At 56.1% G+C, this 22,737-nt stretch carries 10 protein-coding genes and 1 pseudogene; 7 read left to right on the forward strand and 4 right to left on the reverse strand.

The window, feature by feature from the left end; translation table 11 throughout:
• Nucleotides 1–9 precede the first annotated feature (9 nt).
• From WIN67_RS08000 to WIN67_RS08015, 4 genes are all read left to right on the forward strand, one after another.
• Complete coding sequence (locus WIN67_RS08000) at nucleotides 10–13,179, forward strand: hemagglutinin repeat-containing protein (protein ID WP_339070907.1); 13,170 nt, start codon at nucleotides 10–12, stop codon at nucleotides 13,177–13,179.
• A complete protein-coding gene (locus tag WIN67_RS08005; RefSeq protein WP_339070908.1) occupies nucleotides 13,176–13,562 on the forward strand; it encodes a hypothetical protein in 387 nt (128 codons plus the stop codon). Before WIN67_RS08000 ends, WIN67_RS08005 begins: the two co-directional genes overlap by 4 nt.
• Before the next feature lie 212 nt (nucleotides 13,563–13,774).
• Nucleotides 13,775–14,137: a hypothetical protein gene (locus WIN67_RS08010; protein ID WP_339070909.1), complete on the forward strand. Its 363-nt coding sequence runs from the start codon at nucleotides 13,775–13,777 to the stop codon at nucleotides 14,135–14,137.
• A gap of 43 nt (nucleotides 14,138–14,180) precedes the next feature.
• Nucleotides 14,181–14,465 (forward strand): hypothetical protein, encoded by a 285-nt coding sequence (locus WIN67_RS08015; RefSeq protein WP_339070910.1) that lies wholly within the window; start codon nucleotides 14,181–14,183, stop codon nucleotides 14,463–14,465.
• Between the two features lie 160 nt (nucleotides 14,466–14,625).
• Here WIN67_RS08015 and WIN67_RS08020 read toward each other — a convergent pair whose 3' ends face one another.
• Nucleotides 14,626–14,907, reverse strand: coding sequence for a hypothetical protein (locus WIN67_RS08020; protein WP_339070911.1), 282 nt, complete (start codon nucleotides 14,905–14,907; stop codon nucleotides 14,626–14,628).
• Between the two features lie 320 nt (nucleotides 14,908–15,227).
• Here WIN67_RS08020 and WIN67_RS08025 point away from each other — a divergent pair.
• Together WIN67_RS08025 and WIN67_RS08030 are read left to right on the forward strand one after the other, a co-directional pair.
• Nucleotides 15,228–18,749: pseudogene (locus tag WIN67_RS08025) on the forward strand (DUF637 domain-containing protein); the annotation flags it as partial.
• 12 nt (nucleotides 18,750–18,761) lie between these two features.
• The gene (locus WIN67_RS08030; protein WP_339070912.1) at nucleotides 18,762–19,208 is read left to right on the forward strand and encodes a hypothetical protein; all 447 of its coding nucleotides are present in this window, start codon (nucleotides 18,762–18,764) and stop codon (nucleotides 19,206–19,208) included.
• A gap of 232 nt (nucleotides 19,209–19,440) precedes the next feature.
• On the opposite strand, the gene WIN67_RS08035 is transcribed toward WIN67_RS08030, so the two are convergent.
• The gene (locus tag WIN67_RS08035) at nucleotides 19,441–19,713 is read right to left on the reverse strand and encodes a hypothetical protein (protein ID WP_273924200.1); all 273 of its coding nucleotides are present in this window, start codon (nucleotides 19,711–19,713) and stop codon (nucleotides 19,441–19,443) included.
• A gap of 288 nt (nucleotides 19,714–20,001) precedes the next feature.
• On the opposite strand from WIN67_RS08035, the gene WIN67_RS08040 reads away from it, so the two are divergent.
• Nucleotides 20,002–20,583, forward strand: coding sequence for a hypothetical protein (locus tag WIN67_RS08040; RefSeq protein ID WP_306400357.1), 582 nt, complete (start codon nucleotides 20,002–20,004; stop codon nucleotides 20,581–20,583).
• Nucleotides 20,584–20,718: 135 nt separating this feature from the next.
• On the opposite strand, the gene WIN67_RS08045 is transcribed toward WIN67_RS08040, so the two are convergent.
• The gene (locus WIN67_RS08045) at nucleotides 20,719–21,666 is read right to left on the reverse strand and encodes an AraC family transcriptional regulator (RefSeq protein WP_273924202.1); all 948 of its coding nucleotides are present in this window, start codon (nucleotides 21,664–21,666) and stop codon (nucleotides 20,719–20,721) included.
• A 145-nt stretch (nucleotides 21,667–21,811) separates the two neighbouring features.
• Nucleotides 21,812–22,558: a DUF899 domain-containing protein gene (locus WIN67_RS08050; protein WP_110651992.1), complete on the reverse strand. Its 747-nt coding sequence runs from the start codon at nucleotides 22,556–22,558 to the stop codon at nucleotides 21,812–21,814.
• Nucleotides 22,559–22,737 lie beyond the last annotated feature (179 nt).

Raw genomic sequence — 22,737 nt, forward strand, 5'->3', positions numbered from 1 at the left:
GCTTTTGACATGGACGTTCGCCAACTCGCCTTCCTGGCCCGCCAGCCTTCGGCTGCCCTGCAATCGCGCGACTCCTTCTGGGGCCTGCCAAAACGCGGCCTGGCGTTCATCCTCGCCAATATGATGTTTTGGCAGCCGCTGGTGGTGATGGCCGACGGCATCGTAGTTAACGGTAGCGGCACCAGCCTCGGTCAGGCCGGCAATGGCGTGCCCATCGTCAACATCGCCGCGCCCAATGGCGGTGGCTTGTCCCATAACCAGTTCAGTGACTACAACGTCGGCCAGCAGGGCGTGATCCTCAACAACGCCATCAACCGCACCCAGGAAACCCAACTCGGCGGCATCATCCTCGGCAACCCCAACCTGGGTGGCCGCGCGGCCAATGTGATCCTCAACGAGGTCAACGGCGGCAGCCCCAGCCAGCTCAAGGGCTACACCGAGGTGGCCGGGCAGTCGGCTCATGTCATCGTTGCCAACCCCTACGGCGTCAGCTGCAACGGCTGCGGCTTCATCAACACCCCGAAAGCCACCCTGACCACCGGCAAACCGGTGATCGAGAACGGCCAGCTCCAGCGTTACCAGGTGGATCAAGGCAGCGTCGCCATTGAAGGCGCGGGGCTCAACGCGAGCAATATCGACCAGTTCGAAATCATCACCCGCAGCGCCAAGATCAACGCCGAGATCCAGGCCAAGCACCTGGCGGTGATCGCCGGGGCCAACGATGTTGACGCCAAGACCTTGAACGCCACGGCGCGGACCGCCAACCCGGCGGATGCGCCGCAACTGGCGATCGACTCATCAGCCCTGGGCGGCATGTACGCCGGGGCCATCAAGTTGGTGGGTACTGAGGCCGGTGTCGGGGTCAAGCTCGACGGCAAACTGATCGCCAGCGGCGGCGATATTCAGTTGGATGCCAATGGCCAGTTGCGCATGGTGGAGGCAAGCGCGGAGAAGGGCGCGGTTGCGATCAAGACCGGCAGCCTCGATGCCCAGGGCGCGGTCTACGCCGGGACTGATCTGAAGATCGACACCCAAGACAATCTGATCAACCAGAAAACCCTCGCCGCCGGCGACAGCATCAGCCTCAGCAGCGGCGGCCAACTGAGCAACCACGGCATCATCGAAGCCGGGGTCAATGCCGACAACAGCCGCAATCAGCGCGGCAATGTCACGCTGAACGCGCAAAACCTGAACAACAGCGGCAAGAGCGTGGTGGCCAGCCGTGATTTGACGGTCACTACCACCCAGACCCTGAACAACCAGGGCGGCACTTTGAGTGCAGGGCGGAGCGCTAACCTCCGCGCCGAGACCTTGGATAACCAGAACCAGGGACGGGTGCTGAGTAGCGGTAGCGCTGATCTTGTGGTCAGCCAACTGAGTAACGCCCAGGGCGGGCTGGTCAACAGCCACGAGCACCTGAAGGTCCAGGTCGCCAACCTGAATAATCAGGGCGGTCAGCTCACTAGCTTGAAGACTCTGGAGCTGAAGGCCGGTCAGGTCGACAACAGCAATGCCGGACGTATTGCCAGCAACCAGGCATTGAGCGCCAGCGTGACGGGACTGGACCAGCGCAATGGCGGTCGTTTGACCAGCGTTGGCCAACTGAGCCTGGACCTGAACAACGGTCATCTGAATAACCAGGGCGGTTTGATTCGTGGCCCGAGCCTGGTGTTGAAAGACCTTGCTGACGTCAGCAACCAAGGCGGTGAAATCTCCAGCGAACAGGGGTTTACCTTGAACGCCCGCAGCCTGGATAACGGTGGCGGCAAACTGCTTAGCGATCAAGCGTTGGTGCTGCGCCTGGACCAGGCGTTGAGCAACGTCCAAGGGGTGATCTCGGCCAATGGGCTGACGGCACGGGTATCTGCGCTGGATAACCAGTCCGGCACCTTCACCAGCCAGAGCGACCTGAGCCTGAGTGTTGACGGTGCGTTGAACAACAATCTGGGCGAGGTTTCCAGTGGTGCTGTTGCCCAATTGCATGCTGCCAGCTTGGACAACAGCCATTCCGGCAAGGTGATCGGCGATGGCGGTCTGACTGCGCGTATCACCGGGCTATTGGATAATCGAAGCAAGGGGCAGATCAGCGCCAAGGGCGCGATGGATTTAGAAACGGGTAGTTTTGATAACCGAGACGGTCTGTTGAGTGGCAAGGACCTACTGACCTTGACTGCTGCTCGCTTGGATAACCGCAGTGGCGAGGTTCGTGCTGATCGAACCGTGCAGCTCAATATTGAAGAGGTCAGTAACCAGGAAGGGAAAATCACCGGCGTGGCAGGCGTGAATGTGACCGCCACGCACTTGGACAACAGCGGCGGTAAGGTGTTGTCGGGTACTGATCTGGGGCTCAAGGTCGCGCAGGTCATCAACCAGAACAAGGGTCTGTTGTTCAGCCAAGGCAAGTTGACGTTGCAAGGCCAGCGCCTGGATAACCGCGACGGCAAACTGTCTGGCCAACAGGGTCTGAACCTGTTGCTTAGCGGCGAACTGGATAACACTCGTGGCGGCCTGCGTAGCGACGGTGGCATTGACCTCACGGCGAAAGACATCAACAACTCGGCCGGCCAAGTATTCAGTAATGACGCAATCAAGCTGACCAGCCGCGGTGCATTGAACAACCAGACGGGCTCGATCAGCGCCGATCAGGGCTTGAACCTGAGCAGCGCCCACCTGGACAACCGCCAGGGCAAAATCAGTGCGAACGGGGCGATGCGCCTGAACACGGGAGCCTTCGACAACACTCAAGGCGGACACCTTACCGGCAAGGACAGCCTCGACCTCAAGGCCGAGCAGGTCAGCAACGGCACTGACAGCCTCATCGCCAGCGACCATGCCTTGACGGCCAGTGTGACCGGTCTTGACCAACAGGGAGGGCGGCTGTTCAGTAAAACCTCGCTGAGCCTGGACCTGAATCATGGCCAGTTGAATAACCAGCAGGGCCTGATCAATGGACCGCTGCTGATGTTGAAAAACCTCAATGGGGTGAACAACCAGAGCGGCGAGATTTCCAGTGCCCAGGCCTTCACCCTGGCCGCCAACAACCTCGATAACAGCGCCGGTAAACTCATCAGCACCCAGGCGCTGACCCTGCGCATCGACAAGGCGCTGGCTAACGTCAAAGGCCATATTTCCGCCGCTGCTCTGCAGGTGCACAGCGCTAGCCTGGATAACCGCACGGGCATGCTCAGCAGCCGTGGCGTTACCGGCGTTGCCGTTGACGGAGAGTTGTTGAACCAGGGCGGCACCCTGGTTGGTGACGGTGTTACCCGGCTCAGCGCCGCCAGCCTGGACAACGCCGAGGGTAAGGTGTCCGGCAAGAGTGATCTCGTTATCGAGGTCGCACAAATCAACAACCGCAAGGGGCTGTTGATTAGCCAAGGCACACTCCAGCTTGATGGCAGCACTCTGGACAATCAGAGCAGTGGCCTGGTCAGTGCAACCCAGGGGATACAACTCAAGGTTGGAGACATTGACAACCGCGGCGGTGAAATCTCCAGCAAGGCGGCTATCAGCCTAGAGAGCCAGCAACTGAACAACAGTGATGGCGCACGGGTGGTAGCTGGACAGGCCCTGAACCTGACAATCGATCAGGTTCTGAACCGCAACAAAGGCGAGCTGCGTGCGCAGAGCGGACTGAGCCTGAGCGCAAGCAAGCTCGATAACAGTGCCGGTAGCCTGATCAGCGAGAAAGACCTTGATCTTGACCTTCGTGGCGAGCTGATCAATCGCCAGGGCTTGCTGAGCAGCGAAGGCCGCTCAAGCGTCAAGGTCGCGAGCTTAGACAACCGTCAAGGCAGCCTGAGCAGCGCCGGCTCCGTCAGCGTTACCAGCCTGGGAGCGTTGGACAATCAGGGCGGGCAACTGGTGACCGATACAAGCCTTACGCTGCAGAGCCTGAGCCTGGATAACCGCCACGCAGGCACCTTGAGCAGTGCCGGGCCCTTGAAGATCGTCACCGGGGCTTTTGATAACAGTCATGGCGGCAATGTCAGTTCCCGCGACACCCTCGATATTCATGCCGAGCAACTGACCAACCAGGACGGTGGCGAACTCACCAGCAATCAGGCCCTGAGCGCCACGGTGAGTGGGCTGGAGCAACAGGGTGGAAAGCTGTCGAGCCAGACCTCAGTGGACCTGGATCTCAACCATGGCCGGTTGAACAGCCAGGGGGGCTTGATCAACGGCCCGCTGCTGAGCCTGAAAAACCTCAAAGAGGTGAATAACCAGGACGGTGAAATTTCCAGCGCGCAGGCGTTTACCCTGACCGCCGAAAGCCTCGACAACACGGGCGGCAAGGTGCTCGGCAACCAGGGGCTGACTCTGCGTATCGCTCAGGTCTTGAGCAACCTCAAGGGCCTGATCGCGGCGCAGTCTATTGATGCTCGTGCCGCCAGCCTGGACAACGATGCAGGCACCCTGACCAGTCGCAGTGACCTGCTGTTGAACATCGACGGCCAGCTCAGCAATCGGCAGCAAGGGCTGATCGACGCCAGCACGACGCTGACTCTCAACAGTCACGGCCTGGATAACCACCGCGGCTCACTCTCGGGCGCTGCCGTTGCCATCGACCTGGGCCAGGCCACGGGCGACCTGAGCAACCAGAACGGCTTCATTAAAAGCAGCGGTCCGTTGAGCATTCAGCACCTTCGGGACCTGCACAACCTGGGTGGCGAGATTTCCACCACTGAAAACCTCAGCCTTGTCGCTCGCACGCTGGACAACAACGGCGGCAAGTTGATCAGCCACCAGAGCCTGATCCTGGATGCCAACCAACTGAGCAACCAGGGCGGCCTGATATCCGGCTGGCAAGGGGTGGAGATTAAAGGTATCGATCTGGATAACCGTAACAACGGCACGGTGTCCAGCCGTTATGGCAATGTCGATGCCCGTCTCGCCAACAGTCTGCTCAATCGTGGTGGCGGCGCGTTGGTTAGCCAGCAAGCCCTGAGCGTTACCGCAGCCAGCATTGACAACAGTGACCATGGTGCCCTCTCAAGCGCTGCCGGGCAGACCCTCAACGTCAGTGGTTTGCTCAGCAACGCTCAAGGCGGTTTGATCGATAGCGGCGCGGCGCTCGGCTTGAATGTGCAAACCCTCGACAACACCAGCGGCACGATCAACACGCAGCAGGCGCTTAGCCTGATTGGCACTCGTTTCGACAACAGCAACGGCATGCTGATCAGCAAGGGGGCGGTCACCCTCGACCTGCTCGGCGCTTTGATCAATAACCAGGGCAAGCTGGGTAGCGCCGAATCCCTGTTGCTCAAGCGTGCCACCCAGATCAACAACCAGGGCGGTGAACTGGCCAGCGAGGGCTGGCTGAACCTGCTCGCTGGCAGCCTGGATAACCGTAATCACGGCGCCATTGTGGCCAACCACAAGCTGACCCTCGCCACTGAGGGCGCGGTGCAAAACAGTGACGCCGGCCTGATTCATAGCCAGAACGCCGAGCTGCAACTCCAGGCCGCTAGCCTCGACAACGGCAAAGGTTCGATCCAGAGCAAGACTGGCCTGAACCTCGACATCAGTGGCGACCTGGACAACCAGAGCGGCACGGTCATCGCCGAGGCGGGAGATCTCGATATCAAGGCCAGCACCATCGACAACCGTGGTGGCACCCTGTCCAGTCTCAAGGGCATCCTGCAAGCCAAAGCCCTGGGTGGCTGGCTGCGTAACGATCTCGATCTGCACAACAACCGTCAGGTCGGGGTGATACAGGCGCAAGCCCTGAACCTCGTCAGCGCCGGTATCAACAACAACGGTGGCCGCCTCTCGGCGCAAACCGGTGATGTCCTCATCAGCACCGGCGCTTTCGACAACCGCGATGGCGGTCTGTATGCGAAGCAGGCGGTCCGCGTCAGTGCCAGCAGTTTTGACAACAGCGGCGATGTCCGCGGCCAGGTCGCTGGTAGCCAGATCGACCTCAAACTCAGCGGCGCCCTGAACAACCAGAAAGGCGTCATCGAAAGCGATCATGCCCTGACCATCGACGCCGCCAGCGTGGATAACCGCAGGGGACAGCTGCGTGCGCTGGGCACTAGCGGCAAAACTGAATTCCAGATCGGCGGGGTGTTCGATAGCCGTGCCGGCACCCTGGAAACCGCCAACAGTGACCTGTCCCTGAATGTCGGCAGTTTTCTGAACGAAGGCGGTAGCGTCCTGCACGCCGGTAGCGGCACCTTCGACATCAGCACCGACAACCTGACCCGGGCGGGCGGCACCTTCGTCACCCGTGGCGCCCTGACGCTGAACACCGACACCTGGACCAACAGCAGCGTGATTCAGGCTGGCCGCTTGACGGTCAACGTCAACACCCTCAACCAGACCGCGGGTGGCCAGCTTCTGGCTTCCGAAAGCCTGGTGGGCACGGGCCAGAACTGGTCGAACGACGGGCTGATTGCAAGTGACGGCAGCCTGAGTTTGAGCTTGGGTGGCGCCTACAGCGGTGGAGGGCGTGCCAGTAGCCTCGGCACCTTGGGGCTGAGTGCGGCGCAGGTGAACCTGGCCAGTGCGGGGAGCTTGGCGGGGGGAGATACCACAACAATCAACGTCAATGGTTTGCTAAATAATGCGGGCCGCCTGACATCTGCTGCTGACTTGATGATCGAAGCGGGAACTATCAGTAATCATGGTTCTCTGGGTAGCTCGCAAGTATTTAAAGCGGTTACTGAAAACTTGCAAAACATAGACGGGTTTGTTTTTAGTGGTTCTAACATGAACCTGTATGTTGGTAGTTTGACCAATAAGAACTCTGATATTTACAGCTTGGGTAGTATTTACATTGCAAAAAATGAACGGAACGCTCGGGCGGCATTGCTGGAGAATATTTCGGGGGTGATAGAAAGTGTGGGCGATCTTTCTGTTTTTTCTGATACTGTTGTAAACAAGCGTGATAATTTTTATGCCGATTCAAAGTTGGAGTCAGGGTACGTTGGTGTTCGTTGTTACGAATGTAATGGTTTTTACGATATTACCAAAGGTAGTGGCGGTCCACGCTCGCACTTTGTGTTGGTGGAAACGTATGGCGAAAAAAGTATAGTTGGTAAAGAGCCAAGGCAAGCGGGTCTGGTTTCGGGTAGTCATATCTCAGTTTTTGGAGGGGATGTTGTAAATTCCAACTCCTTGATTAGTGCGGGGGGTGATGTTTCTATAAGGTCTGAGTCTTTTTCAAATATTGGGACTTCTCTGAGTGGCTACAAGTCAGTCAAGTATCTGAATTTGAATGCGTCCAATAAAGCTCTCTGGGCTGAGGCTTTGACCTATAACTCGATCAATGACCCGACTTACAATGGGGGTGTGCATTTTTGGAATGCGGCGGGTTCTGAAACAATGGCGCCTATAAGAATCGCTATTACAAATAGAGCAAAGGGAGAACAGGCTAAAGCATGGCAGATATTCGGAAGTGCCTGGGTCTATATTGGTGGCTTGGTTGGGCATCTTGATAGAGCGCTGCCTATTCCATCTGGGCGATATGTAAATGGTGTAAGTTCTGAGGCGTCAGCTGTATTTAAAGGTGCTGACGTAACTTTCGAAAAAATAGTGGCGGATACGGGATCGAAATTTATTTCGTCAATCGTTCAGGCTGGCGGTGGTGTGTCTATTGCTGCAACTGAAAGGGTCTCTAATGGAGTGGAGCGGTCGTTTACTCAAAGTGTAAGTGGAGACTTTCGCAGTGTAGATACGAAAGTTGGAAAGTCTGTCGCGCCTGTAGTTGTTCTTTTAAATAAACAGCTAACTCCCGATCTTGCGCAGCAGCAAATTAATCCGCTGACCTTGCCAGGGTTCAATTTGCCTTCTGGTCAGAACGGTTTGTTCCGCTTAAGTCAACAAGATGGGAGTGCAGCAGTACCCCAGGCACCCTCGAACTGGAGCATGAGCAGTGCGTTAGTTAGTCTTAAAAAACACCAGTCAGCGTTACCTGCCACAGTGCGCGAGACTCAGATCGATGCTTCCACATTGGCGTTGGCCAGCACTCCAGAGCTACTTCAGAGCGATCATAAAAGTATCGATATCTTTGCCGATGGGGCTACGACTAATGTCACTGTACCGGTAAGCGACGTTGCAGGGCGCATCTCGTTAATGGATCTGCAACAAATCGATCCTGCAGGCAATCAGGTGACATCGCTTGGCTCACAAAGCCTGAATCGCGTACAGGGTCTCCCAGACAGTTCCATTCGATCGCAACCGCACAAGTACCTGATCGAAACCAACCCGGCCCTTACCGATCTCAAACAGTTCATGAGTTCGGACTATTTGCTGTCGAATCTTGGTTATAACCCTGAGGAGAGCGCTAAGCGCTTGGGTGACGGATTTTACGAGCAACGTCTGATCCAGCAGGCCGTGGTTGCCCGCACAGGTCAGCGTTTTATCAATGGTCAGAACAGCGATGAGCAACTGTTCAAGTACCTCATGGACAACGCTATTAAGAGCAAAGACTCACTTAGCTTGTCGGTGGGTGTCAGTCTGACTTCGGAGCAAGTAGCGGCTCTGACCCACGACATCGTCTGGCTGGAAAAAGCAGAGGTCAACGGGGAGCAAGTTCTGGTTCCCGTGCTGTACCTGGCCCAAACCAATAACCGCTTGGCACCCAATGGCGCGCTGATTGCCGGTAATGACCTGAATCTGATCGCAGGGAAAAACCTGGAAAACGCCGGCACACTGCGGGCAACCAACAATTTGTCTGCCCAGGCAGGACAGCATCTGATCAACAGCAGCCTTGTTGAGTCCGGCAACCGCCTGGACCTGCTTGCGGGCAACACCTTGGTGAACAAGGCCGGGGGCATCATCGCCGGGCGTGACGTGAGCGTCACTGCTACTCAAGGGGATGTGATCAACGAGCGGACGTCCACCCGTTTGGAAAGTCAATCTGGCAGGTCCCACAATCAAAATGATGTGATGGACAGTGCCGCTCGTATTGAAGCTGCGAACACTCTGAGTCTTCAGGCGGGGCGTGATATCAGCAACATTGGCAGTAGTTTGAAAAGCGGTAGCGACCTGAGCCTCAAGGCTGGTCGTGACATCAATGTTGCGTCGGTTGAGCAACTCAATCTGGAGCAAACCCAGCGTAACCTGAACAAAACCATCACCCAGTTCGGTTCCACAGTGGGTGCTGGCCGTGATTTGAAGGTTGAAGCAGGTCGCGATATCACCACCATCGCCAGCACGATCGAGGCTGAACGCGACATCACCATGTCTGCAACGGAGAACCTGACCCTGGCCTCCGCAGCGGACGAGCAGCATTCCTACAGCAAGAGCAAGAAAGTCACCCGTCAGGAAGACCATATTAGGCAGGTAGGGGCCAGTGTCGCGGCTGGTGGCAATGTCGCTATCAGCGCAGGCAAGGATCTGACGTTGCTGGGTAGTAAAGTCAAGGGCGAGCAAAACGTCGCGCTCGACGCCACTCGCGATCTCAATCTGCTGTCCGCCAAGGACGAGAGCGCCTCTTTCTACTCGAAGAAGAGCAAAGGCTCCCTCGGGCGTAGCAGCAGCAAGCAGCAGGAGAGCTACCACAGCACCAACATCGCCTCTGTGGTCGAGGCTGGGAAAGACCTGACCCTCAACACCAGCAAGAAAGCCGATGGCGGTATGAGCATTAACGGTGGCCGCGACGTCACGGTGATCGGTAGCCAGCTCAAGGCCGGTGCAGACCTGATGGTCGGTGCCACCGGCGATGTGGCGATCCTCTCCGGCGTCGAGGAACACGGCTCCTACAGCAAGAAGACCAAGTCTGGTTTCCTCGGCCTGTCCAAAAGCGGTAAGAGCCAGTTGCAAACCACCGCGACCCAGGTCGGCAGCGAGCTGAGCGCTGGCAACGATGTGGTGGTGGCTGCGGGCAACGATATCCGCTTGCGGGCCAGTGAAGCCACCGCCGGAAACGATGTGGAACTGCGTGCCGGGCTGGTCAAGGACACGGGTGATATCAACCTGGTTTCGGCCAACGACACCGCCTATAGCCGCAGCGAGCAGTACAAGAAAAAGGTCGGGCTTTCCTCCTCTGGGGCCAGCGTCTCCTTTGCCTCGGCCAAGGAGTCCGGGCGCCAGGCGCAAAGCAGCACCAGCGTGGGCAGCCAGGTGCTGGCCGAGCGCGATGCGAGCCTGAAGGCCGAGCGCGACATCAACGTGGTGGGCAGCGGCATCAGCGCCGGGCGCAATGTCAGCCTCGACGCCGGACGTGACGTCAATGTCGTCGCGGCACAGAACAGCTCGGCGGAGCAGGACTGGAAAAAGAGCAAGCAAGTCGGCGTTGGCGTCAGCAGTGACGACAACGGTGTGAGTTTCTTTGCCGGTGCTGAGCGCAACAAGGAAAAGAACCGCGTCGAAATCCAGACCGCCGCCGCCAGCCAGATCAGCGCCGGTGCAGACCTGTCGGTCAACGCCAAGCGCGACATCAATCAGATCGGTTCCGACCTTCGGGCCGATCACGACATCAATCTGGTGGCCGGCCGCGACATCAAGATCGACGCCGCCCGGGAAGTGCGGGTGACCGAGCAGCAGCGTGAAAGCGAGCGCAATGGCCTGGGTGTCACCATTAACCACAACTATGGCAAGACCAAGGACGCGGTCAACGGCGCCGGCGACGGTGAAAACAACACCAGCAAAGCCTCCAGCACCCTCAAGGCCGTCGACTCGGTCAGCCAGTTCCTCGCCGGGCCGACCGCTGACGTCAAGCTTGGCAACAGCAGGCAAAGCAGCAGCCAGGAGATCATCGAGCAGAGCAACCGCTCTTCAACCCTGCAGGCCGGCAACGACCTGAACCTCACGGCCAACAACGACGTGACCGTCAAGGGCAGCCAGTTGGGTGCCGGGCGCGACATCAACATCAAAGGGCGCGACGTCACCCTGGATGTGGCCAAAGGCAGCATCAGCGAGGAAACCCGCAACACCGAGATGTGGGGCGGCATCCACGGCGGCACCAGCGGTGGCTTCAAGATCGGCGTCGGCGGCAGCTTCGGCACCGCCAGCACCGAGAGCAGCCAAGGTTCCTCCACCGCCACCCAACTGGATGCCGGGCGCGACATCAACCTCAAGGCCAGCAACGACCTGAACCTGATCGGGACCCAGGCCCAGGCCGGACGCAACATCGACCTGGATGCTGGCAACGACCTGAACATCCGCGCCGCGCAGAACGACCACAGCAGCGAGAACAACCGCAACAGTGGTGGTGGGGAAGTGGGCATCACCGTGGGAACCGAGAAAGGCATCGGCTTCTATGCCAGTGTCAGCTTGGGTAAGGGCGATCTGGAGCGTGAGGGCGAGCGCCATCAAGAGGCTTATCTCTATGCCGGGGACCGTCTAGGTTTCACCAGTGGCAAGGACACCACCATCGCCGGTGGCAACCTGCGTGGTGACGAGGTTATTGGGCGTGTGGGCGGCGATCTGAACGTCGCTTCGGTTGCCGATACCGGCAAGGTCAAGGGCAAGGAATTCGACATCAGCGTCACTGCCACCATCGGCCCGGGTGCCGGTGTCAGTGGCTCAGTCGGTTACGGCCAGACCACCGGCAAGACCAACTGGGTTGAAGAGCAAACCCGCATCACTGGCAAGAACAAGGTCGATATCCGCACCGAAAACCACACCCAGATCGACGGCGCGCTGATCGCCGCCGACAACGGCAACCTCAAGCTGGACACCGGCACCCTGGGCTTCAGCGATATCGCCGGCAAGGATAAGGAACACGGCTATTACCTGAACGTGGGCGGCACCTACAGCTCCGGTAGTGGTACCACACAAGACAGCAGCCAGGTGGGCAAAGGCAAGGAAGGTGAAACCGGCTGGAGCGTCAGCGGCTGGGACTACCAGAAGGACCGCGAGCAGATCGTCCGCGCCACCGTCGGGGCGGGCGAGATCGTGGTGCGCAAGGATGCCGAAACCGGAGCCGATTCAACGGCCGGGCTGAACCGGGATGTGAACAAGGCGTATGAGATCACCAAGGATGAGGAGTCGCGTACGGATCTGTATGCGAGCAGTTCTTCTCTTGGGGCGGTGGCGAGCCCGAAGAAGACGTATGAGCAGTGGAAGAAGAGTGTTGAGTTGTATGGGGAGAACAGTCGAGACGCGATGTTAAAGCTCGACGAGCTTATGGCCAGTATGGTCGTGCTGCTTACAGCGGGAAGTGATATCGAGTTTGCATCCAGGCATGTGAATAACGTGCTGGTGATCCGTGAAAACGCTCGAAAACTCGTCAGTAAGGATGAGAACAAGCGTGCGGAGGGTATGGATTATCTGATCCGGGCGAAAGTCGGCGAAGCGAATGGGGAAGGGGCCAGACTTCTTTTCGCTCGGATGAAGGATATCGCCCGCGAGAGCCCGGAGAAGTCACTGGAGCTGGCAGAAATGCTGGCCAGTTTAAAGAACCCTTCAAATGGATCGTTAAATCTTGCCGCTGCTCCTGGCTTAGGAATGATGGGGGCCTTAGCGTTGGCGTTGGTTTACTCAGGAGCGTTACCCCAGACTCAAGAAAATATGCGTAACACAGCCAACTCGGTTGTTGAAAGCGCTAAAGAAGCAGGTGGTGTTGCAAAGGAAGAGGTGCAGAGGCAGCTAAAAATTTCGATGAGGTTTTGGGAGTTGGTAACCCTCACTGCGTTTCCAATTCACCTGCTTGATGACGAAAACCGAAAGCTGGTCAATCCGATTGTTGATACGTCAGGAGGGATTCCTGCCAGTGGAGGCTACGCTGAGGGTGGCGGAGTTGTTACAACGCCACATACCGGCGGTACTCAACTGGATGGGGTGCAGAAGGATGGCGCCTATGTGACTCCGGAGCACAAGCTGAATCCGGGGGGGATGTATAGTGAGTCAGATAGTTCAAAAAATACCTCTAAAAACTTGGGCTCTGCTTCTTTTGATGCTGCGAATGGTATAGGAACAATCTATTCTCCTAAGGTTAGTCTGAGTAATGGTGAGATAATATTTAACGATTTTTCTGTAGGCACTTCAAAGGGGTATTTTGGTTATGGGCCAGATGGTGCAGCTGAGTTGGTTGGCCCGTTGAAACAGATGCTCAACTATGCGCAGTCTCAAGGGGCAGAGAAAATTACTTTAAAAGGCCGTTATGCAACTGAGGAAGGAGCGATGTTGGGTACGGGTAGTGTGGATAATGTTAAGCAAAATTTTTCCTTCAGTTTCCCCGCTACCCGAGAAGGGTTGAAAGGGTTCTTAAAAGGGCTTGAGAAGTGAAGATACGTCGTACCCTTGAAAAAAGAATGAGGCAACTAGATGCATCGGGTCGAGGGCGTTTTTATGAGGTTGCAGATGAAAGGCAGTTGCTTTGTTCTGTAAAACTTGAGAGCGGCGTTTTAGATATATGTGTAGATGGATTTTTTGTTTCGAAAAAAGATGAGGTTCGCAAGGTTCTTTTTGAGGAGGTTGTTGCTATAAAAAGTCATTTGAATGCAAGTTTTTTCTCTAGTGAAAGAGAGGACTTTGATTTTTATCTTCCTATAGATATTGAGTGTGAGTCTTTTGGATTTTCTCTTTTGGTGCCATTTTTGAGTTATTCCAACGTTTTGAATATTCTAACGGGTCTGAGGGATGATTGGCTTAAACAGGCCTCATCCTAAATTTACTCGTGGTTTCAGAAAGACTCTAATTGTGGAGGTGAAAGGGTACCCCTAAATTTCGCAGATTCAAGTTAATTCTGGTGGAGGTCGGCATGAAGGAGCTTATTAGAAAGTTTCTACTACAACGGAGGGAGCTATAAAGGTAGTTGATCCTTCAACGTGTAAGCCGAATCCTGGGGAAAAGGCAAAGCTTGTTTCTGGAGGTTAGTTTGATGTTGTCAAAATTAAAATGGATAATTCAAGCTTTGGCTATTCCAGCATCTGAGCAGGTGCGTTTATTTTCACCTTTTGTTAATGTTGCAGATGAGCTTGCATTAATTTGGGAGGATGTCTTAGAAGGTCTTGAGGTTTTTAGAGAGCTGGTGTCAGCGGACGCGCTATTGGCAATTCAAAATCTAGATGAAATGATTTTATCTATTAGTGGTGATTCTAATTCGCAGATTTGGACTAAAAATTCTTTGTACGACTCTGTCCACTGGGATGGAATAAGAGGGCTTGCTGCTGGGGTGGCTAAAAAAATGGACTGGCCTATTAGCTCGCCTGGATCTGCCGAGGGTATCTATATCGGATCATAAAAGTAAAGTTGCTCTCAAGGGTGTGACTAATTTTGAGGGTGGAATGAAGATCATTAAACTGATGCCTGACTATCAGTGTTTCCCATTGTGGAGTTTGTCGCCAGACTCTATTGGGAATGTTGATCCCGAGGAGTTGCCGATTTCACAAGAGCTCAAAGCTAATCTAATGTCATGGGCACTTAAGTATGATGATACCTTAGATGAAGAATATCCTCCTGACTCTGGATTTTCTAGCGAGGAGGATGAGGCGGAGTTTAATAAAGAAGGAAAACATTTGTTTGAGCGGCTAAAGGCAGAGTTGAAAGGCTATGTTGTGGTTTTAAAGTAATTGAAGATGTGCGGAATAAGTGCGCGAAACTTAGGTGTGGTAGTGCGTTTTGGTTGTAGTTGCCACTCTATCGTCAAAGAGAGTAATTAAGCCTTTGATCGATCGATATCGCCATCAATGGCGAGAGAGAAAGGGCGACTTTCAAGCCGCCCTTTTTTGCTTACTGAAGCACCTGCTCCTGCATTCGCCTCATCGTTACATCCATCAAATCACACCCATCGCGCAGCAAAATGCTGCACACCAGCGACAGTTCCTGCAGCACCACTGCTCCTTTGGGCGCGTCATCACAAATCGCGAAGTTTTCCAGTAGTTGAGTCACAGCGCGAATGCGATACGCCGCTGCATCGTGCAGGACGTCTATGGGAGCTTGGGTATCGATCAGCAGGGAGGGAATGTTGCAGTCGTGACCGGTAATCGGCATGTATCGATTCAGAGTCGTCATGGATCTTACTCCTATATCAATCTGAGCCATCACCTTCTGCCGCCAAACAGAGTAAGGGTGACGGATTGCACAAGGTTGGCGGACCAGGGATATAGGACCTGGCACTCCCGAAGGAGTCCCTGCGCAACCCGCCATAACACGAGAATGCGGGCACAAAAAAAGCGCCTGCAATCGTATTGGGGGCGCTGTTGCGCCTATATCTGTTTGGACCGCCAAGTCCAATCGCAGCATTTGCTACGAGGGCCGAAGGGTAACGTGGAGGACGAGTAGTAGCAACTCACGAGGAGTACAAAAAACCTCTGGAAACATCTTGCTGACAGCTCAAGCAGTTCATGAGCTCGGACTACCTGCTGTCCAACCTCGGCTACAACCCGGACGAAAGCGCCAAACGCCTGGGGGACGGTTTCTACGAACAGAAACTCATCCAGCAAGCCATGGTGGCCCGCACCGGCCAACGCTTTATCGACGGCCAGGACAGCAACGAAAAGCTCTTCAAGCACCTGATGGACAACGCCCTCCAGAGCAAGCAACAGCTTGACCTGTCGGTGGGCGTGACCCTGACCTCCGAACAAATCGCCGCCCTGACCCACGACATCGTCTGGCTGGAAAGCCATGAAGTGAATGGCGAACAGGTGCTGGTGCCAGTGCTGTACCTGGCCCAGGCCAACAACCGCCTGGCGCCCAACGGCTCCCTGATCGCCGGCAAGGACGTGAGCCTGATTGCCGGTAAAGACTTGAACAACGTCGGCACCCTGCGCGCGGCTAATGACCTGTCGGCGGTGGCGGGGGAGAACCTGGTTAATAGTGGGTTGGTGGAGGCGGGCAACCGCCAGGATCTGCTCGCGGGCAACTACCTGGTCAACCGTGCTGGCGGCATCATCGCCGGGCGCGACGTGACCCTGACCACCACCCAGGGCGACGTGATCAACGACCGCACCCTGACCACCCACCAGAGCAGCAGCGAAGACTACGTCCGCGAGCAGCGCCGCGACTTCCTCGACAGCGCCGCCCGCATCGAAGCCGGCAACAGCCTGAGCATCGATGCCGAACGGGACTTCGACAGCAACGGCAGCGTCCTGCACAGCGGCGGCGACACCCGCATCAAGGCCGGTCGCAACGTCAGCCTCAACGCCGTCGAACAAGTGGTCAGCAACGACCGCGGCATCGGCAACCTCGACCAGAGCAAAACCCAGCACGGCGCCACCCTGGAGAGCGGCGGCGACCTGAGCATTGAGGCCGGAGGCAACGTCACCGCCGTCGCCAGCCAGATCGACGCCGAGGGCGACGTCTCGATGACGGCCAAGGACAACCTGACCCTGGCCTCGGCAGCCAATGAGCAACACTGGGCCAGCAAGACCGGTACCACCAAGAGCGAAGAGGATCGCGTCCACCAACAAGCCACCACGGTGACGGCGGGCGGGGATGTGACGCTCAAGGCTGGCCAGGACATGACCCTGATTTCCAGCAAGGTCAAGGCTGGGGATGAAGCCTATCTGGTGGCTGGTGGCGAACTGAACCTGCTGGCGGAGCAGGACAGTGAGCATTCGTTGTATGACATGAAGAAGAAGGGGGGCTTTGGCAACCTGCAGACCCAGCGTGACGAAGTCACCCGCACCACACATATCGGCAGCGAAATCAGTGCCGGTGGCAACCTGACACTCAAGAGCGATGGCGACCAGAGGTATCAGGTCGCCAAGCTGGAGAGCGGCAAGGACATCACCCTGGATAGCGGTGGCGTCATCACCTTCGAAGGGGTGAAGGACCTGCACCAGGAAAGCCACGAGAGGACCAATAACAACTCTTTCTGGGTGTCCTCCAAAGGCAAGGGCAATACCGACGAAACCCTGCGCCAGACCCAGATGGTGGCGGCCGGCAATATCGTGATCAAAGCCGTTGATGGCCTGAAGATCGATGTGAGGCAGGTCAACCAGCAAACCGTCAGCCAGAGCATCGACGCGATGGTCAAGGCCGACCCGCAACTGGCGTGGCTCAAGGAGGCCGAGAAACGCGGCGATGTTGATTGGCGGGTGGTGAAGGAGATCCACGACTCCTACAAGTACAGCAACTCCGGGCTGGGACCGGCTTCGCAGATCATTATTGCGATTGTGATGGCGGCGGTGGTTGGGCCGCTCGCCAGCAGTGCTATAGGCGGCGCTGTTGCCACGGGCGTGGCCACCAATGCCACGGTCAGTACGATCAACAACCGAGGCAACCTTGGCGCTGTATTCAAGGATGTAACCTCTTCGGGTGCAATGAAGGGGTATGTGATTTCAGGTGTGACGGCCGGCTTGACCGCTGGCTACTTCAATGAATGGACAGGCACTTACACCAACCCAGTAACGAATCAGGTTATTGGGCCGAACCTCAGCACTTGGACAGGTGTTGGGCAATTTGCCGCGAGCCAAACACTGCAGAGCGGCACCTCCATGCTGTTGAGCAAGGCTCTGGGGCAGGGTGGCAGTGCAAGTGATGCTCTGAAAAGTGCCTTGTTCAATACTTTGGCGGCGGCGAGTTTTAACGCTGTTGGGGATTACACCAAAAAATGGGGGATTAAGGATGGCACCCTGCCGAAAATCGCTATTCACGCGATGGTGGGAGGACTGCTTTCGCAAGCGACTGGTGGTGACTTCAAGACCGGCGCATTGGCCGCGGGAGCCAACGAAGCGTTGGTGGTGCAACTGGATCGGTTGGTCAAACAGGATGAAAACTTGTTGACCATGAGCTCACAGATAGTGGGTGTACTGACGGCTGCTGCGCAGAAGGATGCGGATGAGAAGTCGATGGAGAAGGGTGGCTGGATTGCAAAAAATGCGACCCAGTACAACTGGTTGCTGCATAGAGAAATAGAGGCAGCAGATCAAGCGCGTGAAGGTTGTAAGGCTCGAGGGGGAGATGTTGCGGCTTGTCAAAATAGAATTACTAAGGCCATGGATAGCCTGGATCAGGCTCGAAATTTTGAGCGGACTGAACAGGCCCGTCTGGTACAGCTTGCGGCTTATCAAGAGGGCATGACTCCAGCGGAACACCAACAGGCTTTAGACCGCTACTGGAGCGGGATTGATAAAAGTCAGGTTGTTTGGTCCGGATATGGTCCTGCGAAAGAGTGGGGGTACATTGCCAGTGGGATGGGAGCAGGTTTTGTTGATGCGGCTATCAACTGGCCTGGCAAGGTTTACGAAAGTACTGTCAATACCCTGACTCATTTGACGGATATTCCGGGCAATCTTGTACAGGCTGGCAAGAATGGTGTTGACTGGCTCAATAGCCCAATTCCAGCTCAAAGCATCGAACGTGCCGGTGATCAGTTACTTTTTTCAACACCGGACAAGTTGGGTGGTATCGTATTTGACGCTGCGACGGGGGCGATTACTGCGGGTATTGGTGGTAAGGCTGTTGAGTGGGTTGGAGGGAAGTGGGTTGTTAGTGGTGCAAGAGGAGCTGGCGGTGCAATAACCAAAGTTTCGGATGAAATGAAGGTCAACCCTTATCATCCAGATTGGCAGCGTTATAAAGGTGATTATCCACGAGGTGCTGGCTCTAACTTTAACTCTTCCGCTACGCCTGATGGACGTGTTCTGACTGGTCATACATTTGAGAGCTTACAACGTCATGGCTTTAAAAATCTTAGGCAGGTGGATGAAGTAATTAATAATGCAGCGCATAAGATTAATCAAAGTGATGGTGCTGTAGTTTTTGTTCAGAAAGTTGGGCTTGGAGCTAAAGCGAGATATAATATTGTGGTGTCTGGAGAAGAAGGTGTTGTTACGGGTATGCGTCTTTTTAAGAAGGACGCGGTTGAAAAAATGGCTCGAAACCAAGGCTGGGAAAATCTTCCGTTTTAGGTGAGGCTTAGTATGAGTATTGATCTTGAAACAGATGCTGGAGTTGTAACGTTTTCCATTAAGAGCGTTGTGGAAAGTGGCGGTGTTATTGACTTTGATATTATTTGTGTTTTTTTTGAGAATTTTTCTAACTGTTTGCCAAATGCTTTTTTTTGTAGGCTGTATCGAGAAGATATAAAAAGGTTGGTTGGATATTTTGACGACCACCGAGCTGAAGTGGTTGCTGGTACTGTAAGTGAGTCGCGAGTTTACATGCCTTTGGAGAATGACTTTCAAATAAGGTTTATGACGGGGGAGGCTGAAAGCTTGGAAGATGGATACTTTTCTATAGGGGTGATGTTTAACTGCGGTGGGAGAGATGAAGAGTCTTCAGATGTTTTCTTCGGTTTTGAAGCGGCCGTAGATTTTTCAGCAGCTATCAAGTTTTGTGTTTCTTTAAGGAGGATGGTTTTTTCTTGAGATGTGAGGAGGTTAAATTAATAAGTTAGTGTGGATGCTCTGTAGATAACTGCTTTAAACGGTTGATGCGGTTGTAGGGGATAAATTTATAATATTTCAATAATTGCTTTAAGTTTTTGCAATAGGGCAACTTATGCTCTCTTGGAGGATAGCTAGGAGAGTGTAGACAAAATCATGTAGTAAGCCGACGAGCAAGCATGAGATAGGGCGACTTTCAAGCCGCCCTTTTTGCTTACTGAAGTACCTGCTTCTGCATCCGCCTCCTCGTCACATCCATCAAATCACACCCATCTCGCAGCAAAATGCTGCACACCAGCGACAGTTCCTGCAGCACCACTGCACCTTTGGGCGCGTCATCAGAAATCGCGAAGTTCTCCAGCAGTTGAGTCACGGCGCGAATGCGATACGCCGCTGCATCGTGCAGGACGTCTATGGGAGCTTGGGTATCGATCAGCAGGGATGGAATGTTGCAGTCGTGACCGGTTATAGCTTGATAACGCGTCATTTATTGAGCCTCTTTAGTTTGACTGAGGACTCTGTAAATCAGGTCGCCAAACCCGGTCGTCCTTTCAACGACCCCTCGACTATATCCAGCGCTCCCCCTGTCCTTAAAGCCCCATTCCTACTGGATTGTCTGCTTCTGCCGTAAGGCAATTCCTAATTTGCCGAGCGTATCTTTTCGAGCCGGTCCGCCGCGATTTTCCTGGCTTACAATGCCGCCGCTCATCGCCATGCCACAGCTGGTTTTCCGGTGGCAGTGCGTTGTTGAAAACCTTCTCAAGGAAGATCCGTCATGCGTCTGTTGTCTCTGCTGTTCACCCTCGTTCTGCTCGCCGGTTGTGCTTCCACCCCGGACTATTACATCTCGCCCAAGCCGGTACGGATTCCCGCTACCGCCACTTACTGGATCGATACCTTCAACCTGCAGTTGGTCGGCGAGAGCGAGCGCTTTCTGCCCGAGGACAAGTTGCGCCAGCAACTGGGCATGGAGTTGATCCGGCAATTGGGCAATGCCAATCGCTACGCCGCCACCAAGGACAGCGCCGACTACCTGCTGGATGTGAATGCGGTGTACAAACGTCGGCTCAGCGATTCCCAGGGCGGGCTGGTGTCGATGGTCGTCGATGACAATACGATCCTGGCCAGTGTCGATTTCGGCTACAAGGTTCAGGTCAAACGCGATGGCGCCGAGGTATTGCACTTCGCTCAGGAGCACAATGGCTTGCAGCCTGCCGGGGCCATGGGCCAGTTGCGCAATATGAAGACCATGTTGGGGGCGATCACCAACAGCGGTAACTCGGATGTGGAGAACTTCTACATTCGCGCTCTGCCGAAGTTCATCGTTCGTGATATCACGGCCATTCCTTCTCGTTGAGTGGGTGTGTCGGGATTGTAGAAGCGAGCTTGCTCGCGATGAACCCGATGGCGCCGCGCTCTGTCAGTAACAGCGCGTTATCGTTGGCGTTCTTCGCGAGCGAGCTCCTACATGGGGATCAACGTGCTTTTGGGGTTACAGCTTCTTCACCGGAATGCAGATCTCACACTCCAGCTCTCCCGTCTTGAGGTCGTAGTACGCATCCGCCGGGTAGCGCTCGAAGGCCGGGCGTGGGTCGAACTGCAGGCCGCTCTTGGGTAGCCAGTCGCGGCACAGTTCGATCCAGGCGTCGGCGATAGCTGGGCCCAAGCCGCGGAAGTGGGCCACGGCGTACAGGCCGCCGGGCAGGGTGGTGATCACGGCGGGAGCGCTGGCCTTGAAGTCCTTGGGCACTTCGACGCAGGCGTCGTAGCGGCATTTGTCGGCGGGGGTGAGGTCCGGGTCGTCGTGGCCGATGCCGTAGCGCACGTGGTTGAACAGCTGGTGTTCGAGCATCCAGGGCATGGCGGTTTCGCGCCAGAACAGGCCGATGCCGGGCCCGTAGGCGCCGATGTAGCGCAGGTAGGCCACGCGGGTGGCGGGCAGTTGCTGCAGGGTGACGTTCATGCTGGTTTCCTTCAGATGAATGAAGGCGTCAGGATCGTCGAAGGCCGGGATGTGGGTCTGATCAGGATTGCTCAATTCACGCAGGCGGCGTTCGCGGATGTCGTCGAGGCGGCGGTGCCAGCGTTTGGGTTCGGTGTCGCGCCAGGTGCTGGGTGAGACCGAGAAGTGTTGCTTGAAGGCCCGGGAGAAGGCTTCGCCGGAGCCGAAGCCGACATCCATGGCGATTTCCAGGATTGAGGCTTCGGGGCGGCTGGCCATCAGATAAGCCCCACAGGCCAGGCGCCGACGACGCAGGTAGGCCCCGAGGGGCTCTCCGACCCAGGCGCTGAACAGGCGGTGGAAGTGGTAGGGCGAGAAATGCGCCACCCGCGCCAGATCAGCCAGCTCCAGGGGCTGGTCCAGGTGTTGGTCGATATGCTCCAGCACCCGGCTCATGCGCAGGGTGTATTCGTGGAGGCTGTGGTAGGCGGCGCTCATGTTTGCAGATTAGTTGGCTGTGGGGCGGACGTTGCAGTCTGCCGCAGATTTGTGCCGTTTGTGAGAGCGAATCGCCTGTCGGTACGATTCGCCGGCAGCCGGCTCCTACAAACGCCCCGTAGCCGGCTTGCCGGTGAACACGATCTTAAGCGTCACCACAGCAAGGGTGGCTTCCCTTGCCTTCGGGTGTCTGTTCGTAGCGGTCATGGAGGCGGACCCAGTCCATGATCTGCTCTTCATTGCGCCCTTTGGGCGTCAGGTCGAGGAAGTTATAGGCTCCCACCAGCAGGTCCAGTCCGCGGGCATAGGTGGAGTAAGTGTGAAAAATCTCACCCTGGTCGTTGCGATAGAACAGGCTCAGGCCGGGCAACTCGGCTTCATCGCCACTGGCCTGTTCATAGTTGTAGGTCGCGGTGCCCGCGGCTAGCTGCTGGGCGCTGAGGCTGACACCGAAGTCCTGATTGAAGTCGTCACCGGCACTGGAATACCAGTCGAAGCGCCAGCCCATGCGTCGACGGAAGCTCTGGAATTGGGCATAGGGCGCGTGGGAGACAGCCACCAGCGTTACGTCGTGATGGGCCAGGTGCAGGTTGGCGCCGTCGAAGTGGTCCGCAAGAAAGGAGCAGCCCTTGCAGCCTTCTTCCCAGCCGGCGCCGAACATGAAGTGGTAGACCAGCAACTGGCTACGCTCGCCGAACAGTTGCGCCAGGCTCAGTGCTCCGTCGGGGCCTTGAAAGCGGTAGGGCTTGTCGATCTTGACCCAGGGCAGCGCCCGTCGCTCGGCACTGAGCTGGTCGCGCTGGCGGGTAAAGGCCTTTTCATGGATCAGGTGCTGCTTGCGTGCGAGCAGCCATTGTTCCCGGGAGACCACGGGGTGATCGGTAGTGCTCATGGCGTTTCTCCTCAAGGCAGGGGGTATGGGTCTTACACACGCTAGTCGTTTGGCGCAGGGCTGGATCGACAAGCTGCCCAGCGGTTTTCCGATCAGGGGTCAGGCTGGCGCGGCGTATTTCCTGAACGGCTGAAAACCCGGTCGGTCACAACCTATGAACGGCATTTCATTCTCATGTC

The sequence above is a fragment of the Pseudomonas idahonensis genome (genome assembly GCF_037903935.1).
In the GTDB taxonomy this organism is placed as follows: Bacteria; Pseudomonadota; Gammaproteobacteria; order Pseudomonadales; family Pseudomonadaceae; genus Aquipseudomonas; species Aquipseudomonas danubii.

What these genes read in the sequence shown, in the direction of transcription:
- WIN67_RS08000 (WP_339070907.1), top strand. Translation starts at nt 10, where the DNA reads ATGGACGTTCGCCAACTCGCCTTCCTGGCCCGCCAGCCTTCGGCTGCC.
- WIN67_RS08010 (WP_339070909.1), top strand. Translation starts at nt 13,775, where the DNA reads ATGTTGTCAAAATTAAAATGGATAATTCAAGCTTTGGCTATTCCAGCA.
- WIN67_RS08015 (WP_339070910.1), top strand. Translation starts at nt 14,181, where the DNA reads ATGAAGATCATTAAACTGATGCCTGACTATCAGTGTTTCCCATTGTGG.
- WIN67_RS08020 (WP_339070911.1), bottom strand. Translation starts at nt 14,907, where the DNA reads ATGACGACTCTGAATCGATACATGCCGATTACCGGTCACGACTGCAAC.
- WIN67_RS08030 (WP_339070912.1), top strand. Translation starts at nt 18,762, where the DNA reads ATGAGTATTGATCTTGAAACAGATGCTGGAGTTGTAACGTTTTCCATT.
- WIN67_RS08035 (WP_273924200.1), bottom strand. Translation starts at nt 19,713, where the DNA reads ATGACGCGTTATCAAGCTATAACCGGTCACGACTGCAACATTCCATCC.
- WIN67_RS08040 (WP_306400357.1), top strand. Translation starts at nt 20,002, where the DNA reads ATGCGTCTGTTGTCTCTGCTGTTCACCCTCGTTCTGCTCGCCGGTTGT.
- WIN67_RS08045 (WP_273924202.1), bottom strand. Translation starts at nt 21,666, where the DNA reads ATGAGCGCCGCCTACCACAGCCTCCACGAATACACCCTGCGCATGAGC.
- WIN67_RS08050 (WP_110651992.1), bottom strand. Translation starts at nt 22,558, where the DNA reads ATGAGCACTACCGATCACCCCGTGGTCTCCCGGGAACAATGGCTGCTC.